The sequence below is a fragment of the Pseudoxanthomonas sacheonensis genome (assembly GCF_010093305.1).
Taxonomy (GTDB): domain Bacteria; phylum Pseudomonadota; class Gammaproteobacteria; order Xanthomonadales; family Xanthomonadaceae; genus Pseudoxanthomonas_A; species Pseudoxanthomonas_A sacheonensis.
Map to the genome: position 1 here is coordinate 1 of NZ_PDWS01000020.1, position 17554 is coordinate 17554.

Genomic DNA, 17554 nt, shown 5'->3' on the forward strand with positions numbered 1-17554 from the left:
GGCATGTCCGGCGGCGGCGGTGCCTCGGGGAGCTGGTGATGCGACTTCTCCGCCATGTCTTCGCGCGCTCGGCGCGCCACCTGTTTCCGGAGGACAGCCTGCACCGGATCGCCGATGCGATCGCCGCGGGCGAACTGCAGCACCGCGGCGAAATCCTGTTCGCGGTCGAATCGGAACTTTCTCCCGGCATGGTGCTGCGCGGCGTACAGGCGCGCGCCCGCGCGGAGGCCGCCTTCGCGCGCTTGCGCGCCTGGGATACCGAAGCCAACAACGGCGTGCTGATCTATCTGCTGCTGGCCGATCACCGCATCGAGATCGTGGCCGACCGCGGCCTGAACGGCCTGGTCAGTGCCGAACAATGGCGCGGCGTCTGCCTGCTGATGGAGGAACGCATGCAGGCCGGCGAGCCGGAGCAGGCGGTGGTCCGGGGTATCGAGGCGGTATCGGACCTGCTGGCCGAGCATTTCCCCCAGATCGACGGCACGCCGGATCGCGACGAACTGCCCAACCGGCCGCTGATCCTGGATTGACGGCTGTTGTCCTGTAGGAGCGGGCCCTGCCCGCGACGCTCTCGCTTGGCAGGCATCATGCGAAGAGCGTCGCGGGCAGGGCCCGCTCCTACAGGCCGGGCGCTGGCTGCGGTACTCGGGCAAAATAGGGTCTTGCCCAACCCTTCGCAGGCCACATGACCTACCTCCACCAGATCGACCCGATCGCGCTTTCTCTCGGCCCGCTCAAGATCCACTGGTATGGACTGATGTACCTGCTGGCCTTCGTCAGCGCATGGTGGCTGGGGCGCCAGCGCATCCGCGCTGGCCGCTTGCCGGGCGTGGACATGAACGGACTGTCGGATCTGGCCTTCTACGGCATGCTGGGCGTGGTGCTGGGCGGACGCATCGGTTACATCCTGTTCTATTCGTTCGGTGCGTTCCTCGACAACCCCTTGATGATCTTCAAGGTGTGGGAAGGCGGCATGAGTTTCCACGGCGGCCTGTTGGGCGTGATGGCCGCGGCGCTGTGGTGGACGCGCAAGCAGAAGATGCATTTCTTCGACACCATGGATTTCGTGGCGCCGCTGGTGCCGGCCGGGTTGGGCTTCGGGCGCATCGGCAATTTCATCGGCGCCGAGCTGTGGGGCAAGTACACGCAAGCCGGCTGGGGAGTGATTTTCCCCAGCACCGATCCCAATGTGCTCAAGCTCGGATTGGACGCTGCGCAGCTGCAGGCCCAATACGCCGCCGGCGCCCTGGACAGATTCGCACGCCATCCCTCGCAGCTTTATCAGGCGTTCCTGGAGGGCCTGGTGATGTTCTGCGTGCTGTGGTGGTATTCGCGCAAGCCGCGTCCGCGCTATGCGGTCTCGGGAATGTTCGCGCTGCTCTACGGTGTGTTCCGTTTCCTGGTGGAATTCGTGCGCGTGCCGGATGAGGGCATCGGTTATCTTGCTTTCGGTTGGCTGACGATGGGCCAGTTGCTGAGCCTGCCGTTGATCGCGCTGGGCCTGTTCCTGTTCTGGCTGTCGCGCCGTTCTCCCGTTCTGCAACCGGTCGTTCCCACTGGGGCGCATGAAGGACAGAAGCAAGCATGAAGCAATATCTGGATCTGCTGCGGCACGTGCTTGAGCAGGGTACGGAAAAATCGGACCGCACCGGCACCGGCACCCGCAGCGTGTTCGGCTGGCAGATGCGCTTCGACCTCAACCAAGGTTTTCCGCTGGTCACCACCAAGAAGCTGCATCTGCGCTCCATCGTGCATGAGCTGCTGTGGTTCCTGAAGGGCGAAACCAATATCGCCTACCTGAAGGAAAACAAGGTCGGCATCTGGGACGAGTGGGCCGATGAAAACGGCGAGCTGGGCCCGGTCTACGGCAAGCAATGGCGCCGCTGGGCCACCGCCGAGGGCGGCGAGATCGACCAGATCAAATGGGTGGTGGAGGAGATCAAGCGCAATCCCGATTCGCGTCGCCTGATCGTTTCGGCATGGAACGTGGCCGACCTGCCGAAGATGGCGCTGATGCCGTGCCACACGCTGTTCCAGTTCTACGTGGTGGAAGGCAAGCTCAGTTGCCAGCTGTACCAGCGCAGCGGCGACATCTTTCTGGGCGTGCCGTTCAATATCGCCAGTTATGCGCTGCTCACGCACATGGTGGCACAGTCGTGCGGGCTTGGAGTGGGTGATTTCGTGCACACTCTGGGCGATGCGCATTTGTACTCCAACCATTACGAGCAGGCGCGTGAGCAGTTGGCCCGCCAGCCGCAGTCTTTGCCGGCATTGCGGCTCAACGAAGAAATCACGGATCTGTTTGCGTTCGACTATAAGGATATTGAGATATGCGATTACAACCCGCTGCCGGCCATCAAAGCACCCGTCGCAGTCTGATCGCGGCGCTGGTGCTGATTGCGCTGGCCTCGCTCGGTTGCCAGCGGCATGCGGAAAAGAGCGCTTCCGTCGCCGCGCAAGATAGCGCGTCGCAAGCCGCGGGCACTGCGTGCAGGAGTGGCGATGCGGCGCAAGCCGCGCGGGACTTCTATTCCAGAGTCATGGCCGATGCTTCCAGCGGTCTGCCCTCCAGCGAAAGCATGGTCAAGCTGGCGCCGTTGATGACTTCATCGATGCGCGCTGCAGTGGAGAAGGCCCGCGTCCGCCAGCAGGCGTTCATCGTCGCCCATCCGGACGAGAAACCCGATTTCATCGAAGGCAGCCTGTTCACCAGCTTGTTCGAAGGTCCAAGCGCTCTGGAGTCGGCGTCCGCGGTCGCCAACGGCGACGGTGCGGTCGTCGAGGTGGGATTCGTGCATAGCGAAACCGGATCGGAGGCTTTCCGCTGGAAGGACCAGGCGCTGCTGCGCTGCGAACAAGGGCGCTGGCGCCTGGATGACGTTCGCTACGGCGGCGATTGGGATTTCGCATCCAAAGGACAGCTCAAGCAGGCGCTGGAATCCGAATGACCCGGCCTGCGGTCGTATTGGTGGCGGCGCTGGATCGCAATCATGCGATCGGCAAGGGCAACGACCTGCCCTGGCGGTTGCCCGACGACCTGAAGCGCTTCAAAGCGCTGACCTTGGGCAAGCCGGTGCTGATGGGGCGCAAGACCGCGCAATCGCTGGGGCGCGCGTTGCCGGGCAGGACCAACCTGGTGCTGACCCGGTCGGGGCAGACGCCTTTCGACGGCATGCGGGCGGTGGGATCGATCGAAGGTGCGGTGCAAGTTGCAGGCGATGAATCGGCGACCGAGTTGTGCGTCATCGGAGGCGGGGAGATATACGCTTTGACGCTGCCGTTCGCCGACCGGTTGGATCTGACCCACGTCGAAACGGTAGTGGAGGATGCGGATGCGTTCTTCCCGACGTTCGATGCATCGGAATGGAACGTGGTGTCGCGCCAGGCACACGCGGCGGACGAGCGCCACGCGTTCGCGTTCGAGTTCGTGGACTACGTCCGCAAATAGCTGCGAGTAGGTCGGGGCTACGCCCCCGACGCACGGAAACTGCGGGCTGCACGTACGTCGGGGGCGTAGCCCCGACCTACAGACCGCTCAGCACCGGCCGGTAATGCCCGATCACCGCGTGCCGAAACAGAATGTCGTCTTCCTGCGTGCCGTTGCCGATGTTGTGGATGACCAGCGGCGTGCCGTCCGCGGCTTTGCGGTCGGATACGATGCCGATATGCAACAAACCGCTGCCGTTGAGCTTCCAGGCGGCGATATCGCCAGGCGCGTAGTCGGCCGCATTGGCGGTGATCGTCCGCGACCACCCTACGCGTTCGAACCAGCGCATCTGGTTGGGCACGCGGCGGTGATCGATGCTGCGGTTGGGTGCTTGCAAGCCCCATTGCTGCGGATAGTCGGCGAAGTGCGCGCGCATGTCCTGATGGATCGACTGCTGCAGGTCCAAGCCGCCGGCACGCAGCGCACGCACGATTACATCGGTGCATACGCCGCGCTCGGCGGGCACGTCGCCGCCGGGGTAGGGCATTTCGACATAGGCCGGATCGTATAGAAGCGTCACGCCGATCTGCCGGCGCGCTGCGGCCACCAACGGAGGCGACGCCGCCGGGACCGCGGCGGCGGCGACGGGCGCAGACTCGGCTTGCGGTTGTTCTGGCGGCGAAGGACGGCAAGCGGCGAGCAGCGCGAGCGACACCATCGCACCGACGCGAAGCGGCTTCATGCCGGCGGCGGCACGTCCCGCCCGGCCACCTGCACCAGCCGCAGTTCGTCGGTGTCCAGCTGCAAGGCGGTCAGTTTGCCGCCCCATACGGCGCCGGTATCGATGGCGTGCACACCGTGGCCGATCATCAGGCCCAACGTGGACCAATGCCCGCATACGATCTTCAGGTCGCGCTGGGCGCGGCCCGGCACTTCGTACCAGGGGTACAGGCCTTGGGCCTGGGTGCCCGGGCCACCTTTTTCCTCGATGGCCATGCGCCCCCGCGGCGTGCAGTAACGCATGCGGGTGAGCACATTGATGATGGCGCGCGAACGGTCGTAGCCGCCCAGCTGCGGCGACCAGTTGGGCTTGTCGCCGTACATGTTGCGGAACAGCTTGCGGTAACCGTCGCCATGCAACTGCTTTTCGACTTCCCGCGCATGCTTTTCGGCCAGTGCGGTGGTCCATTTCGGCGCCAGGCCGGCATGGACCATCATCCAGCCCAGTTCGCGGTCCACGTGGGCCAGCTCCTGCATGCGCAGCCAGGCGAGCAGCTCGTCGCGATCGTCGGCCAATACGATCCGTTGCAGGTCGGTGTTGACCTTGCGTTGCTCGTCGGGCGTGCGTTCGCCTATGGCCAGCAGCGAAAGATCGTGGTTGCCCAGCACCACCACGCTGTTGGCGCGCAGCGAATGCACCAGGCGCAGGGTTTCCAGCGACTGGCCGCCGCGGTTGACCAGATCGCCGCAGAACCACAGTTTGTCCACGGCCGGATCGAAACGCAGGCGTTCCAGCAGGCGCTGGGTGGCGTCGTAGCAGCCTTGCAGGTCGCCGATGGCCCAGACGCTCACGCGGCGTTCCTCAATGCACCGTACGCGGAACGGACAGGGTGAAGGCCGCGATGGGCGCGTCGAAGCGGGTGCCGTCGTCGGCGAGCATGTCGTAGCTTCCCTGCATGGTGCCCAGCGCGGTTTCCAGGACCGCACCGGAGGTGTATTCGAAATCGTCGCCGGGACGCAGCCAGGGTTGTTCGCCGACCACGCCTTCCCCGCGCACTTCCTGGATCTTGCCGTTGGCGTCGGTGATGATCCAGTGGCGCCCCAGCAGGCGCGCCGGCACCTTGCCGCGGTTGCGGATATGGATGGTGTAGGAGAAAACGAAGCGCCCGTCCTCGGGTACGGACTGGTCGTCGAGGAAGCGGGTGGCTACGTCGATGGCGATGGCGTAGTCGGAAGGGCTCATGCCCACAGTGTATGCAAAAAACGGGAATGGGGAATCGGGAATGGGGAATGGATAAAGCGGAAAAGGAGTTTTGCCGACTCCCTATTCCCTATTCCCCGCCCCATTGGCCAGACGCACGAAGCCCTCTACTTCCACCTGCTCTGCGCGCGCATCGGCGCGCAGTCCCGCGGCTTCGATCTGCTCGGTGGTGCACGTGCCCATCAGTGCGTTGCGCAAGGTCTTGCGCCGCTGGCCGAACGCGGCGCGGACCACTTCGGCGAACCATTTGGGATCGTTCACGCCGATGGTCTCCGGCGCGCGCGGTATCAACCGAACCACCGCCGAATCCACCTTCGGCGGTGGCCGGAAGGCCGCGGGCGGCACATCGAACAGCGGCGTGACCGCGCAATAGGCTTGCAGCATGACGCTGAGGCGGCCGTAGACCTTGCTGCCCGGTCCGGCGGCCATGCGGTCCACCACCTCTTTCTGCAGCATGAAGTGCATGTCGCGCACCGCCGCCGCATGGTCCAGCGCATGGAACAGGATCGGCGAGGACAGGTTGTAGGGCAGGTTGCCGACCAGGCGCAGTTTTTCCTCGCCGGCCATGCGGGTGAAGTCCACTTCCAGCACGTCCTTGTGGATCACGGTCAGCTGGCCCACGCCATGGGCGGCCTGCGACAACGGAACCACCAGGTCGCGGTCGAATTCGATGGCGGTCAGCTGGCCATGCCTGCGCAGCAGGGGCAGGGTGATCGCGCCCTGGCCGGGGCCGATTTCCACCAGCCGGTCGCCCGGCTGCGGGTTCACCGCCAGCACGATCATTTCGATCATGCCGCGGTCGGTCAGGAAGTGTTGGCCCAGGGATTTCTTGGGCGGCGCCTTGAAATTCATCCGGCGAGTTTACGTTGCGCGGCGATGCGCGCGCAGGTTTCCACTGCGGCGAACAGGCTGGAGGGATCGGCGACGCCCTTGCCTGCAAGGTCCAGCGCGGTGCCATGGTCCACCGCGACGCGCGGGTAGGGCAGGCCCAGGGTCAGGTTCACCGCGCGCTCGAAACCGCTGTACTTGAGTACCGGAAGGCCCTGGTCGTGGTACATCGCCAGCACCGCGTCGAAGCCGGCCAGTTTCTTCGGCAGGAAGGCGGTATCGGCAGGCAGCGGGCCCACCAGGCGCATGCCCTCATTGCGCAGTGTCTCCAGCACCGGTTCGATCACTTCGATTTCTTCGCGGCCCAGATGCCCGGCTTCGCCCGCGTGCGGGTTCAGCCCCAGCACGGCGATGACCGGTCGCGCGATTCCGAAATCGTCGCGCAGCGCCTGTTCGGTGATGCGCAACACCCGTTCCAGCGTGCGCGCGTCGATGGCATCGGCCACCGCACGCAGCGGCAGATGGGTAGTGGCCAGGGCCACGCGCACGATGTCGTTGGCCAGCATCATCACCACGCTGCGGCCAGCGCGTTCGGCCAGCAGCTCGGTAGTGCCGGTATAGGCGATGCCGCCGGCGTTGATCGCGGCCTTGTGCACCGGTCCGGTGACCAGTCCCTCCAGTTCCCCGCGCAGGCAGGCGTCGGAAGCGGCATTCAGCGCATCGATCACCGCGCGCGCGTTGTCGGGCGCGGTGCTGCCGAAACGGTTGGCGACGGCATTGGGAACCGGATGCAGGCGCAGATCGCCGGGAAGGCTCGCCGCATCGCCCGCTTCAAGCAGGCGCAGCGGCAGATCCAGGGCGCGCGCGGCGGCTTGCAAGGTGTCCGCGTCGCCGAAGGCCAGCAGCGTGCAATCCGAGCGCGGCTGCTGCGCCAGGCGCACGCACAATTCCGGACCGATGCCGGCCGGCTCGCCCGGAACCAGCGCGAGCCCGGGTTTCACTCAGCCGCCGCTGGCGGGAGCCGGGGCCGGGGTTTCGCCGTCGCCCTTGCCGTTGCGGACATTGACGTAGGCTTCGCCACGCAGTTCCTGCAGGTAACGGTTGTATTCGTCTTCCAGCTTGCGGCGACCGATGGTCTCGCGAACCTGGGCGCGCTGGGTGGCGCTGGTCACGTCGGTCTGGCGCTGGCCGATGCGCTGCACGATGTGCCAGCCCGCCTCGGTGCGGAACGGCGCCGAAACGCCGCCATCGGCGGTGCCGGTGATTTCCTTGCCGAAGGCCGGCCCGAACGCGTTAGCCTCGAACCAGCCCAGATCGCCGCCTTCGCTCTTGCTGTTGGCGTCTTCGGAGGATTCCTTGGCGACCTCGACGAAGTCGGCGCCGCCGGCGATGCGCGCGCGCAAGGTATCGATCTTGGCCTTGGCCGCAGCGGCGTCCTGCACCGGCGTAACGCGGACCAGGATGTGCCGGGCGTGGTATTCGGTGACGGTCTTGGCTGCGGCCTGGCTGCCGTCGCGCACTTCCACCAGCTTCAGCAGCTGGAAGCCGCTGGGGCCGCGGATCGGACCGACCACCTGACCCGGGCTCATGGTCTTCAGCATCTGGGCGAAGGCGCCCGGAATCTCGTCCAGGCTGCGCCAGCCCAGGTCGCCGCCTTCCAGGGCGTTGGGGCTGTCCGAGTAGCGCACGGCGGCGGCGGGGAAATCGAGTTCGTTCCTGTCGACCAGGCCTTTGACGCCTTCGATCTTCTTCTGTCCGGTGGCGATCTGCTCGGCGGTGGCGCCCTCGGGCAGGCCGACCAGGATGTGGGCAAGATGGTATTGCGTGTTGTTGGCCTGCGCGGCGATGGCCGCATCGACCTCGGCTTCGCTGACCTGGATACGGCTCTGGCCGAAGCTCTGGCGCAGGCGCTGCACGGTGATCTCGTCGCGGACCGAGCTGCGGAAGTCTGCGAAGGGAACGCCTTCTCCCGCCAGTCGCTGGCGCAGCGCCTCGACCGACACGCCGTTCTGCTGGGCGACGGCGGCGACGGCATTGTTCAACTCGTCGTCGCTGACCCGGATACCGGTTTCGGCGGCGCGCGCGACCTGCAGGCGCACCAGTACCAGGCGTTCCAGCACCTGGCGCTCCAGCACTTCGCGCGGCGGCAGCTGCCCGGGCTGGTTGGCGTATTGCGCGGTGACGTTCTTCACTGCGCGGTCGAGCTCGCTCTGCAGGATCACGTCTTCATTGACCACCGCGGCGATACGGTCCAGCGGTTGCAGGTTCTGGGCGGCCACGGGCGTGGACGCCAACAGCGCGGCAAGCACGCCGGCGAGGAGCAGTCGGATAGTCATAGTCTTCATGGGGTTCATTCCGGTCCGGAATCGTTGTCGTCGGGGTCCGGCGTAGTGTTGCTTGGCGGGACGAGATAGAGGTCGTCGCGGTAGTAGCCGAGAATAGCACGGCGCAAGGTGCGCTCCGTGTTCTGACCGGCCGAGCCGAGACCCTTGAGTACGAACTCGACCTGGAACGCGTTGTTGAGGTCGCCTTCGCGGTTGCGCACGTAGCGGCGCACGACCGCGCGTACGGCCAGGCAGCAGCTGTCCCATTGCACGCCGGCCAGGGCTTCCAGCGGCTTCTTGTCCAGGATCGAGTAGTAATAGCGGCCGACCACGCTCCAGGTGGGCGTGATGGGGTAAAGGAACGAGAAATCCGCCTGTTCGAGCAGATCGGCGCCATTGGAGACGTTGCGGCGGTAACGGTAGCCGAGGTTGACCACGCCGTCGTCGGGCAGCAGATAGCGCGCGCGCAGGCTGGCCAGATCTTCGCGCCGGAACTTGGGATTCCATTGGTAGGAAGCGCCGATGGTCCAGCGATCGGTCGGTGCGTAGTTGAGGTCGGCGACCCAGGCGGATTTTCCGCTTTCCACCGGCAGCTCGCCGGGAGCGGTGACCCGCGATTCGTCGAAATAGAAGATCTGGCCCAGGCTCGCGGAAAGCTTCTCGTGGCCATCGGCCTGACGGAGCAGGCGGCTGGTCAAGGCCAGGGTCAGCTGGTTGGCGTCGGTCTGGCGGTCCGGGCCGGTGTAGCGGTTGTCGCGGAACAGCTGGCCCCAGCTGAAAGTGAAGGGACGCGTGTCGAAGATCGGGATGCCGTCCTGGTCGCGGTACGGGGCATTCAGATAGAACAGGCGCGGCTCCAGCGTATGCAGGTAGCGCTCGCCCTTGATCTCGGTGTCGCGGTCGAAGAACAAGCCGGCATCCAGCGATGCGATCGGCAGGCTGCGCGATGGGCTGGTGTCGGTGAAACGGGGGTCGGCGCTGAATTCCTCGTCCAGCTTGTAGCTGGTATAGCGCCAGGCCAGCGTGGGCGTGATGTACCAGGAGGCGCCTTGCAGGGGCATCGACACGAAAGGCTTGAGGTCCAGGCGGCTGCCGCCCGGCGTGGTGTTCAGGCCGTTGGCGTCGAGCACCTGGTTGTGCTGGAAGCGGACGGCCTCCGCATCGATGCCAGCGGTGAACCAGCGCCCGAACGGCTGTTCCCAATTGAAGTAGACGCGCGGCAGGCGGTTGTAGGGCAGGGAGCCTTCGGTCAGCGTGTAGTCCGACAGTTGCCAGACATCGGCCATGGCGCCGGCCGTCCAATAACGGCCACGGCCGTAGAGTCCGAGCGTGCTGACCAGCGAAGTGGCCGACACTCCATAGAGCGAGTTGGCGAAATCCTCGACGTAACGCGAATCGCTGACCCAAGCCAGGTCGGCGCGCGCCTGCCATTCGCTGTTGAGGTTGTGCGAACCGCTGTAGCGGAACATGCCGCGATTCTTGCTGCGCAAGGGGTCGCCGTAGATGTCGACCTCGGTGCCGTTGGCGTAGTCGCGCTCGCGGTCCTTGACCAGATCGTCGGTCGGCATCCAGTTGAGGTCGAACGTGCCGCGCCCGCCTTCGTACAGATAGCGGAACTGCCCGCCCAGCGAAACGCCGCGGTCGCTCATGTAGCGCGGGATGATGGTGGCGTCGTAATTCGGCGCCAGATTCAGGTAGATCGGCTGGCGGTAATCGAAGCCGTTGCGTCCGGACATGCCGACGGCCGGATACAGCAGGCCGGTATGGCGGCGGTCGTCGATAGGGAACTTGATCCACGGAACGTACAGCACCGGCACTTTGCCGATGCGGATGGTGGCGTCGCGGGCCACGCCCCAGCCTTCGTCGGTGTCCACATCGATACGGTTGGAGCGGAGTTCCCACACGCGCTGCTGGGGATCGCAGGTGGAATAGGTGGAGCCGTTCAAGCGGCCCTTGGCGCCGGTGAGGTCGATGCTTTCGGCGCCGCCGTTGCCGCGGCGCGAGACCAGCTGGTACTGCACGTCCTCGATTTCGTGGGTGTCGGTGTTCTGGTCGCCGTGCGCACGCGCGGCGATCACGCGCATGGTGCTGTCCTGGTAGCGCACGTTGCCATCGGCGACGTAGGTGTCGGTTTCCTGGTCGTACTTCAGGTTGTCGGCATTGAGGAACTGGTCGCCGCGACGCAATACGACGTTGCCTTCATAGGCCATGTTCACGTCGGTGCCGGTCTGGCGGTCGCCTTCGATGGCGGTTGGCTGAGTGGCTCGTTGTTCTCTGGCCTCGGCGGCGGTCGTGCCGGGCTTGGGCGCTTCGGCCTGGTCGAACGCCGGTATAGCGTCGATGATCGGGCAAAGATCCCAGTTGTCGGGTTTGTCCTCGGCCAGCGCCGGCAGGCACAAAGCGATACTGAACGGCAGCGGGAGCAGGCGGAGGGCTGGGCGCACGCGGTGTATGGCTCGTCTGGAGAAGGTCAAAAGCGGCCGCTAGCTTGCCGTATCCCCAGCATACGGGCAATGAAAGCCCCGGTCGGGTTTCGGGCGAGGTTCATCATGCGCACCGGGCGGACGGCCGCCGCCCGGCGTCAGCGCAGCTCGTTCACGTGGGCCACGCTGCATTCGCGCAGCGCTTCCAGGTCGTAGCCCCCTTCCAGCAAAGACACGATCCGGCCCGAGGCGTGGCGATCGGCGATGGCCCGCAATTGCCGGGTCAGCCAGGCGAAATCCTCGGTCTCCAGCATCAGGTCGGCCAGCGGATCGCGCATGTGCGCGTCGAACCCGGCCGAGATCAGCAGCAGCTGCGGACGGAAGTCGTCCAGAACCGGCAACAGGGTGTCCGCCCATACGTTGCGGAACCGGAAGCCGCCGGTCCCCGGCGGCAGCAAGGCGTTGAAGACATTGCCGACGCCGCGTTCGCGCGGGGTGCCGCTGTTGGGATAGATGCCCGACTCGTGGGTGCTGAAATAATCGACCCGCGGCTCCTCGTAGAAGATGGCCTGCGTGCCGTTGCCGTGGTGCACGTCGAAATCGACGATGGCCACGCGCTCCAGTCCGTGCCGGTCGCAGGCATGGGCAGCCGCCACCGCAACGTTGTTGAGCAGGCAGAAACCCATGGCGTTGTCGCCCGTGGCGTGGTGGCCGGGCGGGCGGACCGCGCAGAACGCGGTCCGGCTGTCGCCCAGCATGACCGCATCCACCGCCGCCACCGCGGCTCCGGCGGCGCGCAGCGCGGCGGCGCGCGACTCCGGACAGGCCACCGTATCCGGGTCCAGCATGCGGTAACCGCTGAAATCGCTGTCCAGCACCTCGCGCAGCAACGCCTCGCTATGCACGCGCCGCAAGTCGCCGAGCTTGGCCAGCGGCGCTTCGCGCCAGTCCAGATCGCCGTGTTCGGCGCGCAGTCCGGCCAGCACCGCTTCCAGCCGGGCCGGCCGCTCCGGATGTTCCGGGCCGGGGTCGTGGGCCAGGCAGGCGGGGTGGGTGTAGATGATCATGTTGCTGGACGAAGTGCTGAGGCGAGTCGGCTCAAGCGTGCCGGCGTTCGTGGTTCCAGAGCACTTCTCCCTGGCCGTCGGCCCGGGCCAGCACCCGCGCCAGCACGAACAGCAGGTCCGAGAGCCGGTTGAGATAGCGGATGGCTTCCGGCCGCACGGCGTCGTGCCGCGCCAGGGTCACGGTCTCGCGTTCGGCGCGGCGCACGATGGTGCGCGCCAGGTGACAGCGCGCAGCGGCTTCGCCACCGGCCGGCAGGATGAAATCCTTCAGCGGGGGCAGGGCTTCGTTGTACCGGTCCAACTGGCGTTCCAGCACGTCCACGTCTTCGGCATTGATCGCCGCGTGCCCGGGAATGCAGAGTTCGCCGCCCAGGTCGAACAGCTGGTGCTGCACGGTGGTCAGCAGCGCACGGATATCGTCCGGCACCTGCGCCGCAAGAACCACGCCGATGCTGGAATTGGCTTCGTCCACGGTGCCATAGGCATTGACCCGCGCCGAATCCTTGCCGACCCGGGTGCCGTCTCCGAGACCGGTCGTGCCGTCGTCGCCGGTGCGGGTGTAGATCTTGGACAGGCGGTTACCCACGAGGCACCTGTGCGCGGCTCAGCGCGGCGCTTTGGCCCGCGCCCGCAGACGCGCTGCCTGGGTCACGCCGACATGGACGATGACCGCCAGGCCGGCATAGATCGCCGTGGTGCGCAGGTAGGGGACGAACCAGTCGCTGTAGTTCTTCCACCAGCCGGCGAAGCTCGGGTCGGCGACGCTGTCGCTGATCCAGTAGAAGCTGCCCTGGCTCAGCAGATGGCAGAGCACCACCGAGCCGAACAGGCTTGCGGCCAGCACCGCCAGCACCTTGCCGTTGCTTTCAGCGCCTTCGGTCGAGGCGTAGTAGCGGCGCACCAGCAGGCCGCCGAACCAGAGGGCGAAGTAAGCCGGGATGAGGAACCAGTATGCCGCCGACATGCAGTAATGGGCGAAGAAATCCATGCCCTGGCCGCTGATCACCACGTAGTCCGCCAGCACCGCCAGCGCCATGAACACGGGGAACGCCCAGCGCGTCCAGCCGCGCAGGTAGAAACCGCCCAGGAAGAACGCGGCCCAGGAGGCATCCGGGATCGGGCCCAGATGGGTCAGGGAAGCGGGCAGGTTCAGCCGCGTCGCCAGCAACAACGAGGCGATCAGGGTGAAGACGATGGCGCGCTGGGTCGTGGTGTTCATGGAAGGCCTGTCCGGGAAGCTCAGCCGCCATTCTAACGGAGAGCCCGTCGCAGCGGGCTTATCATAGGGACATGACCGAAAAACACGATGTATTCGCACACGACGTACTCATCGTCGGCGGCGGCCTGGTCGGCGCCAGCCTGGCCATCGCATTGGATCGCCTGGGGCTGGACATCGGCCTGGTGGAAGCCACGCCGGCGGGCGTCATGCCGGCGGTGTTCGACCAGCGCAACCTCAGTTTCGCCGGCGCCACGGTCAACGCATTGACCGCGCTGGGCGTGATGGCGAAGCTGCGCGCGCCCACCGGCCCGATCCGGCGCATCCATGTCAGCCGCCAGGGCGACTTCGGCAGAACCCGGCTGGAAGCGGCCGATTACGGCCGCGAAGCTTTCGGGCAGGTCGTGGTGGCGCGCGATTTCGGCGAGGCATTGGAAGCGCGGCTGTCGGAACTGGAGCGGCTCACGCGGTACCGGCCCGCCCGCTTCGTCGGTCTGGGCGGTTCGCAGCAAGAATCGCGCAGCTTGCGCATCGCCGACGCACAGGGCGAGCGCGAACTCCGCGCGCGCCTGCTGGTCGCTGCCGACGGCACGCGCAGCGGCCTGCGCGAAGCTCTGGGCATCGCCGCCAGCGAACACGATTACCGGCAGACCCTGTTCGTCGCCCGCATGCGCGCCGAACAGGCGCCGGACGGCACCGCCTACGAGCGTTTCGGCGAACACGGCCCGACCGCGCTGCTGCCGCGTGGCGACCGCCATTTCGGCGTGGTGCATGGCGTAGCCAACGAACAGGCGGAAGAAGTCGCAGCGCTCGATGACGCAGCGTGGATGGAGCGTATCCAGCGGGCATTCGGCTGGCGCGTGGGACGTTTCCTCGCCACCGGCGAACGCAGCGTCTATCCCATCGTCAAAGTGGTGGCCGAGCGCACGACCGCCGCGCGCGCGGTGCTGCTGGGCAATGCCGCGCAGACCATCCATCCGATCGGCGCGCAGGGCTTCAACCTGGGCCTGCGCGATGCCCTGACTCTGGCCGAGTTGATCGAACATGCGCCCGACCCGGGCGCAACCGCATTGCTGGACCGCTATGCGCAACGACGCAGCGAGGATCGACGACGCACGCTGGAATTTTCCGATGGCCTGGCGCGCGTCACCGGCAACGCGTCACCACTGCTGCGGCCACTGCGCAGCTTGGGTTTGCTGGCGGCCGATAATTCGGTCGCATTGCAGTCGATGCTGGTGGGCGGGGCGATGGGGTTCCGTGGCGAAGTGCCGGAGTTGTGCCGATGAGTTTTCATGGAGTGCGCGAAGAGCAAATCCCCCCTGCCCCCCTTTTTCAAAGGGAGAGTGGTCATGTCTTCTGCAAGAAGATGTGTAAGCCGATCCCTCTGCCGGGGTCAATCAGAATTGAAAGCGTCCGGGCTGTTCCCCCCTTTGAAAAAGGGGGGCAGGGGGGATTTGCTCTTCGCGCGTCGGTAGGAAACCTCGAAAAGGCGCATCCATGAGCCGCCGCGGTCTTGATGTAGCCGTAGTCGGCGGCGGCGTGGTGGGTGCGGCCTGTGCACTGTCGCTTGCCAAGCTGGGCCTGGAAGTCGCACTGGTCGAAGGGCGCGAACCTGCGCATTGGTCCGCCGGTACGCCGGACCTGCGCGTCTATGCTTTCGCGCCGGACAATGCGGCGCTGTTCGACAACCTGGGAGTCTGGGATTCCGTGCGCGGCGCGCGTGCGCAAGCCTATCGCCGGATGCGGGTATGGGATGCGTCGGGCGGCGGCGAGTTGTCGTTCGACGCCGACCTGCTGGGCCGCGACCAGTTGGGCTGGATCGTCGAGAACAACCTGCTGACCGATCGCCTGTGGGCGGCGCTGCCGGCGGCGGGCGTGCGGCTGCATTGCCCTGCGCGGGTCGAGTCGATGGAGCAGGATGGCGCTTCGACCGGAACCGGCGGCGTGCGTCTGCGGTTGGACGACGGCACGCGCCTGGAGACGCGGCTCGCCATTGCCGCCGACGGCGCCGATTCCACGTTGCGCCAGCTGGCGGGCCTGCAGGTGTCCGCGCACGATTACCGGCAGCGCGGCGTGGTGGCTTTCGTCGAAACCGGAAAATCCCACGAACAGACCGCATGGCAGCGGTTCCTGCCAAGCGGTCCGCTCGCTTTCCTGCCGTTCGTGGAGGGGCGCAGCTCCATCGTCTGGACGCTGCCGAACGAAGAAGCCGATCGCGTATTGGCGCTGCAGGACGATGCCTTCGACCGCGAACTGACCCGCGCCTTCGAAGCGCGGCTGGGCGAAGTGCATGCGGTCTCCCGCCGCGCCGCCTTCCCTCTGCGTCGCCAGCTGGCCGACGCCTATGTTTCCGGCAAAGTGCTGCTGATGGGCGATGCGGCGCATGTGGTGCATCCGCTGGCCGGGCAGGGCGTCAACCTGGGTTTGCGCGACGTGGCCAGGCTGCGGAACGCCATCGCCGATGCGCAGTCGCGGCGCGCGGACTGGTCCTCGCCGCACCGCCTCGCACGCTGGGCGCGCGAGTGCCGCAGCGAGAATGCGGCCGCGGCCTACGCGTTCGACGGCATCAACCAGGCGTTCTCGAACGACGATATGCACGCCACGCTGTTGCGCGGGTTCGCATTGGGAATGGCAGGGAAACTGCCGCCGCTGGCGGCGCTGTTCTGGCGCAAGGCTTCGGGGTTGTAGCTTTTGCCTTCTTCACCTCCGACTGGAGGGGAGGATTGAGGAGGGGCGTTCTTCGCGTCAAATCTTCAATCGTCATCCCCGCGAAGGCGGGGATCCAGGGACTTTAAGCTTTACGCGACAAAAGCCAAGTCGCTGGGTCCCCGCCTTCGCGGGGATGACGGTCGAGTTATTGCCGGGCGCTGAAAGTCGTTAGCTCGAAATAAGCCGTCAACCTGGAATGAAGGGAAACACGATCTTCAACAACCCCTTCAACCCGCCTTCGGCGGTACTCGCGATCGCCTTCGCCCCCAGGCTGTTGAGCGCATTGCGCACTTCCTGCCAGCGCAATTTGGTCACGTCCTTCTTCAACAGGTCGGCGACTTCTTCGGCAGCGGGCGCCAGCCTGTTCAACTGGTCGGCGATGGCCTTGGGATCGGGCTGCAGGTAGCCCCATTTCTCGGCGATCTTGAGCAGAGTGTCGAAACGCACCGCCACCACGTCGCGGTTGCGTTCGTAGACCGGCAGCGCGCCTACGTCGAGGATGGCCTGCTCGAATTGCTGCTGGTCGTCCGGGTGCTCTATGCGGACCGCCAGGAAACCTTCCTTCTTGCTGCGCTCGCTGACGTGCTTGGCGCCGGAACGCAGGTTGTCTTCGGTCAGCACGCTGGCCACGATCCGTTGCAGGGCCGCATCGCTTTCCTCCGGCACCAGCGCCCGCCAGCGCGCGTAGCCGTCGCGGCGCAACGCCTTGACCTTGGCCGGAGTCACCCGCAGGCGCAATGCGGCGGCGGCATTGGAATCGCTGCGCTGGATGGCGCCGTCGCGTTCAAGCAGCACGAAGATCAGCAGCTCCAGATCGCGTTTGGTCAGCGACTGGAAACCCTGCAGCAGGGTCAGTCGCAGGAATTCGTTGGCGAACCCGGCGGGGTCCTTGAGTTCGATGGGTTGCATGGCCGCTGTCCTCTTCAGGGGAGTAGCTTGCCACGGTGGCGTTGCAGGGAATGAGATCCCGGCGGCGCCAGCGGCACCGCTCAGCGCGCCAGTGCGTAGGCGGCGAGGGCAAAAGCCAGAATTGCGACGGTGGTCGCGATCAAGGTCAGCTGGCTGGCGCGGCGCAATCGGCGCTCCGCCTGATCGGCGCCCACCTGCAGGACTTCGATGGTCTTCTGCATGTCGGTGGCCAGCTTCTTGATCGAGTCCGCATTCTGCGTCGCCGCATCCTGCAGCTGGGCGATCTGCTCGCCGATCAAATCCATTCGCGGCTGGTGGCTGTTGTCCACCTGCGGCGTGCGGGTGAACAAAGGGCGCGCCATGCGGATGATTTCGGGCAACGAGGACGCGGCGATGGTGATCCAGGTCGCGGCCATGGCTCAGGCCTTTTTGAGGAAGCAGGTCTTCAGCACCAGATCCTTGATCTTCTCGACCTTGCATTCGATCTCTTCCTCGTCGTCGGTCAGGCGGATGCCTTTGATCAGCGTGCCGCGCTTGATCGTCAGCGAAGTGCCCTTGACCTTGAGGTCCTTGATGACGGTGACCGAATCGCCGTCGCTGAGCGGAGTGCCGTTGCTGTCTTTTACGTTCATAGCGGTTCCTTCGTAAGGTGCATTGCCATTGTAGGAGC

18 protein-coding genes and 2 pseudogenes are annotated in these 17554 nt (G+C 65.9%); 7 read left to right on the forward strand and 13 right to left on the reverse strand.

Annotated features, from left to right (window positions below; all coding sequences use genetic code 11):
• Nucleotides 1–38 precede the first annotated feature (38 nt).
• The 5 genes from CSC73_RS15280 to CSC73_RS15300 all read left to right on the forward strand — a co-directional run bounded on the left by CSC73_RS15280 (nt 39) and on the right by CSC73_RS15300 (nt 3448).
• The gene (locus CSC73_RS15280) at nt 39–530 is read left to right on the forward strand and encodes a TPM domain-containing protein (protein ID WP_163841922.1); all 492 of its coding nucleotides are present in this window, start codon (nt 39–41) and stop codon (nt 528–530) included.
• Between the two features lie 155 nt (nt 531–685).
• On the forward strand, nt 686–1588 hold the full coding sequence (gene lgt, locus CSC73_RS15285; protein WP_163841925.1) for a prolipoprotein diacylglyceryl transferase: 903 nt from the start codon (nt 686–688) through the stop codon (nt 1586–1588).
• A complete protein-coding gene (locus CSC73_RS15290) occupies nt 1585–2379 on the forward strand; it encodes a thymidylate synthase (RefSeq protein WP_163841928.1) in 795 nt (264 codons plus the stop codon). The genes lgt and CSC73_RS15290 overlap by 4 nt, the downstream gene beginning before the upstream one ends.
• Nucleotides 2331–2948, forward strand: coding sequence for a YqhG/Tai3 family protein (locus CSC73_RS15295; RefSeq protein ID WP_163841931.1), 618 nt, complete (start codon nt 2331–2333; stop codon nt 2946–2948). The genes CSC73_RS15290 and CSC73_RS15295 overlap by 49 nt, the downstream gene beginning before the upstream one ends.
• Complete coding sequence (locus CSC73_RS15300; protein WP_163841934.1) at nt 2945–3448, forward strand: dihydrofolate reductase; 504 nt, start codon at nt 2945–2947, stop codon at nt 3446–3448. The genes CSC73_RS15295 and CSC73_RS15300 overlap by 4 nt, the downstream gene beginning before the upstream one ends.
• Nucleotides 3449–3524: 76 nt before the next feature.
• Here the strand turns inward: CSC73_RS15300 and CSC73_RS15305 are convergent, their stop codons facing one another.
• The 10 genes and pseudogenes from CSC73_RS15305 to CSC73_RS15350 form a co-directional block, all read right to left on the reverse strand.
• Nucleotides 3525–4145, reverse strand: coding sequence for a DUF1287 domain-containing protein (locus CSC73_RS15305; protein WP_425502336.1), 621 nt, complete (start codon nt 4143–4145; stop codon nt 3525–3527).
• 18 nt (nt 4146–4163) lie between these two features.
• A pseudogene (locus CSC73_RS15310) lies at nt 4164–4999 on the reverse strand (symmetrical bis(5'-nucleosyl)-tetraphosphatase); the annotation flags it as partial.
• Nucleotides 5000–5009: 10 nt separating this feature from the next.
• The gene (gene apaG, locus CSC73_RS15315; RefSeq protein WP_163841943.1) at nt 5010–5390 is read right to left on the reverse strand and encodes a Co2+/Mg2+ efflux protein ApaG; all 381 of its coding nucleotides are present in this window, start codon (nt 5388–5390) and stop codon (nt 5010–5012) included.
• Nucleotides 5391–5471: 81 nt separating this feature from the next.
• Nucleotides 5472–6260, reverse strand: coding sequence for a 16S rRNA (adenine(1518)-N(6)/adenine(1519)-N(6))-dimethyltransferase RsmA (gene rsmA / locus CSC73_RS15320; RefSeq protein WP_163841945.1), 789 nt, complete (start codon nt 6258–6260; stop codon nt 5472–5474).
• Complete coding sequence (gene pdxA, locus CSC73_RS15325) at nt 6257–7237, reverse strand: 4-hydroxythreonine-4-phosphate dehydrogenase PdxA (protein WP_163841949.1); 981 nt, start codon at nt 7235–7237, stop codon at nt 6257–6259. Before pdxA ends, rsmA begins: the two co-directional genes overlap by 4 nt.
• On the reverse strand, nt 7238–8581 hold the full coding sequence (locus tag CSC73_RS15330) for a peptidylprolyl isomerase (RefSeq protein WP_163841952.1): 1344 nt from the start codon (nt 8579–8581) through the stop codon (nt 7238–7240).
• Nucleotides 8582–8586: 5 nt separating this feature from the next.
• Nucleotides 8587–11004, reverse strand: a complete 2418-nt coding sequence (gene lptD / locus CSC73_RS15335; RefSeq protein ID WP_163841954.1) for an LPS-assembly protein LptD — start codon at nt 11002–11004, stop codon at nt 8587–8589.
• Nucleotides 11005–11141: 137 nt separating this feature from the next.
• The gene (locus tag CSC73_RS15340) at nt 11142–12050 is read right to left on the reverse strand and encodes a histone deacetylase family protein (protein ID WP_163841956.1); all 909 of its coding nucleotides are present in this window, start codon (nt 12048–12050) and stop codon (nt 11142–11144) included.
• Between the two features lie 31 nt (nt 12051–12081).
• Nucleotides 12082–12636: a cob(I)yrinic acid a,c-diamide adenosyltransferase gene (locus tag CSC73_RS15345; RefSeq protein ID WP_163841958.1), complete on the reverse strand. Its 555-nt coding sequence runs from the start codon at nt 12634–12636 to the stop codon at nt 12082–12084.
• Nucleotides 12637–12654: 18 nt separating this feature from the next.
• Nucleotides 12655–13269 carry a hypothetical protein gene (locus CSC73_RS15350; RefSeq protein WP_163841961.1) on the reverse strand — a complete coding sequence of 205 codons (615 nt, stop codon included), beginning with the start codon at nt 13267–13269 and terminating at the stop codon, nt 12655–12657.
• A 71-nt stretch (nt 13270–13340) separates the two neighbouring features.
• Between CSC73_RS15350 and ubiH the strand changes: the two genes are divergently transcribed.
• Nucleotides 13341–14552, forward strand: coding sequence for a 2-octaprenyl-6-methoxyphenyl hydroxylase (gene ubiH, locus CSC73_RS15355; protein WP_163841964.1), 1212 nt, complete (start codon nt 13341–13343; stop codon nt 14550–14552).
• Nucleotides 14553–14763: 211 nt separating this feature from the next.
• A complete protein-coding gene (locus tag CSC73_RS15360; RefSeq protein ID WP_163841967.1) occupies nt 14764–15954 on the forward strand; it encodes a UbiH/UbiF family hydroxylase in 1191 nt (396 codons plus the stop codon).
• A gap of 207 nt (nt 15955–16161) precedes the next feature.
• Here the strand turns inward: CSC73_RS15360 and CSC73_RS15365 are convergent, their stop codons facing one another.
• The 3 genes and pseudogenes from CSC73_RS15365 to CSC73_RS15375 form a co-directional block, all read right to left on the reverse strand.
• Complete coding sequence (locus CSC73_RS15365; protein ID WP_163841969.1) at nt 16162–16884, reverse strand: hypothetical protein; 723 nt, start codon at nt 16882–16884, stop codon at nt 16162–16164.
• An 80-nt stretch (nt 16885–16964) separates the two neighbouring features.
• Entirely contained in the window at nt 16965–17300 is a 336-nt protein-coding gene (locus CSC73_RS15370) for a hypothetical protein (RefSeq protein ID WP_093287484.1), read from the reverse strand.
• Nucleotides 17301–17303: 3 nt separating this feature from the next.
• Nucleotides 17304–17510 (reverse strand): annotated as a pseudogene (locus tag CSC73_RS15375) (alkylphosphonate utilization protein); the annotation flags it as partial.
• Nucleotides 17511–17554 lie beyond the last annotated feature (44 nt).

Excerpts from the sequence above, each read along its gene's own strand:
- CSC73_RS15290 (WP_163841928.1), top strand. The coding sequence starts at position 1,585 with ATGAAGCAATATCTGGATCTGCTGCGGCACGTGCTTGAGCAGGGTACG.
- ubiH (WP_163841964.1), top strand. The coding sequence starts at position 13,341 with ATGACCGAAAAACACGATGTATTCGCACACGACGTACTCATCGTCGGC.
- CSC73_RS15340 (WP_163841956.1), bottom strand. The coding sequence starts at position 12,050 with ATGATCATCTACACCCACCCCGCCTGCCTGGCCCACGACCCCGGCCCG.
- CSC73_RS15365 (WP_163841969.1), bottom strand. The coding sequence starts at position 16,884 with ATGCAACCCATCGAACTCAAGGACCCCGCCGGGTTCGCCAACGAATTC.
- CSC73_RS15360 (WP_163841967.1), top strand. The coding sequence starts at position 14,764 with ATGAGCCGCCGCGGTCTTGATGTAGCCGTAGTCGGCGGCGGCGTGGTG.
- CSC73_RS15305 (WP_425502336.1), bottom strand. The coding sequence starts at position 4,145 with ATGGTGTCGCTCGCGCTGCTCGCCGCTTGCCGTCCTTCGCCGCCAGAA.
- CSC73_RS15295 (WP_163841931.1), top strand. The coding sequence starts at position 2,331 with ATGCGATTACAACCCGCTGCCGGCCATCAAAGCACCCGTCGCAGTCTG.
- CSC73_RS15370 (WP_093287484.1), bottom strand. The coding sequence starts at position 17,300 with ATGGCCGCGACCTGGATCACCATCGCCGCGTCCTCGTTGCCCGAAATC.
- CSC73_RS15350 (WP_163841961.1), bottom strand. The coding sequence starts at position 13,269 with ATGAACACCACGACCCAGCGCGCCATCGTCTTCACCCTGATCGCCTCG.
- CSC73_RS15280 (WP_163841922.1), top strand. The coding sequence starts at position 39 with ATGCGACTTCTCCGCCATGTCTTCGCGCGCTCGGCGCGCCACCTGTTT.
- apaG (WP_163841943.1), bottom strand. The coding sequence starts at position 5,390 with ATGAGCCCTTCCGACTACGCCATCGCCATCGACGTAGCCACCCGCTTC.
- rsmA (WP_163841945.1), bottom strand. The coding sequence starts at position 6,260 with ATGAATTTCAAGGCGCCGCCCAAGAAATCCCTGGGCCAACACTTCCTG.
- CSC73_RS15300 (WP_163841934.1), top strand. The coding sequence starts at position 2,945 with ATGACCCGGCCTGCGGTCGTATTGGTGGCGGCGCTGGATCGCAATCAT.
- CSC73_RS15330 (WP_163841952.1), bottom strand. The coding sequence starts at position 8,581 with ATGAAGACTATGACTATCCGACTGCTCCTCGCCGGCGTGCTTGCCGCG.
- lgt (WP_163841925.1), top strand. The coding sequence starts at position 686 with ATGACCTACCTCCACCAGATCGACCCGATCGCGCTTTCTCTCGGCCCG.